This is a genomic window from Vibrio thalassae (assembly GCF_900089835.1).
GTDB lineage: Bacteria > Pseudomonadota > Gammaproteobacteria > Enterobacterales > Vibrionaceae > Vibrio > Vibrio thalassae.
Genome location: NZ_OANU01000126.1, coordinates 1 through 1,180, shown reverse-complemented (window position 1 = coordinate 1,180; position 1,180 = coordinate 1). Strand labels below are relative to the sequence as shown.

Annotated in this window: 1 protein-coding gene; it reads left to right on the top strand. The window is 47.5% G+C overall.

Features of this window, described 5'->3' with window-relative positions; all coding sequences use genetic code 11:
- Nucleotides 1-73 precede the first annotated feature (73 nt).
- Nucleotides 74-1,180, top strand: a protein-coding gene (locus VTH8203_RS22065; RefSeq protein ID WP_096995598.1) for an IS3 family transposase whose coding sequence is annotated in 2 segments (ribosomal slippage) — nucleotides 74-341 and nucleotides 341-1,180 — 1,108 coding nt annotated over the 2 segments. Because the reading frame shifts where the segments join, the coding sequence is not laid out codon by codon here. This gene is flagged as partial in the annotation.

The window sequence follows — 1,180 nt, the reverse complement described above, 5'->3', positions numbered from 1 at the left end:
TGTAGTGGCATAGTGAATTTGGCCACCTGATTAGAGGTGTTAATATACACCTCATAGCATGACAGGTGAAACTATGACCAAGCGAACCCGACGTACTTTCAGTGCGGAATTTAAACTCGAAGCAGCGCAACTTGTTCTCGACCAAAACTACACCGTTGTTGAAGCCGCAAAAGCCATGGGTGTGGGTAAATCGACAATGGATAAGTGGGTAAGGCAGCTCAAGCAAGAAAGAAAGGGAGTGGCTCCTCAAGCCTCACCAATGACACCCGAGCAAGTTGAAATACGAGAGCTGAAGAAGAAACTTGCACGACTTGAAGAGCACAATGAAATATTAAAAAAGGCTACAGCTCTCTTGATGTCGGACTCACTGAACAACTCTCGATAATCGAGAAACTCAGGCAGAGCTTTAGCGTAACAACCCTGTGCCATGTGTTCAGTGTCCACCGCAGCAGTTACAAATACTGGCGTTGTCGCCCTCAACGTGTTTCCCCAGAGTTTGTGAAGCTCAAGAGTCTTGTTAAAGAAGTTCATGCGGCAAGCAACGGTTCTGCTGGTGCGAGAAGCATTGCCGACATGGTGACGGCCCAAGGTGTAAAACTGACGCGGTATCGAGCTTCTAAAATGATGAAATTATTAGGCTTGGTAAGTTGCCAAGCACCAAAGCACCGCTATCGAAAGGCATCACAAGAGCATGTAGAGCTCCCAAACCATCTGTCTAGACAATTTGCCGTTACCGCTCCCAACCAAGTCTGGGTCGGTGATGTGACGTATGTCTGGACGGGGCTGCGCTGGATGTATCTTGCTGTTGTTATCGACCTGTTCGCAAGAAAGCCAATTGGTTGGGCGATGTCAGTCTCTCCCGATAGTAAGTTGACAGGAAAAGCACTCTCTATGGCGTTTGAGTCACGAGGTAGGCCCAAAGACGTGATGTTCCACAGTGACCAAGGAAGTCATTACACCAGTCGTTCTTATCGACAGCAGTTGTGGCGTTATCAAATCAAGCAAAGCTTATCTCGGCGAGGTAATTGCTGGGATAATAGTCCGATGGAGCGGTTCTTCAGAAGCCTAAAGACAGAATGGATACCAGTGTCGGGTTATCGGAGCTTTAGCGAAGCAAGGGAGCATATAACTCGTTACATTACTGGTTATTACAGCCAACTCAGACCCCATCAGTATAACG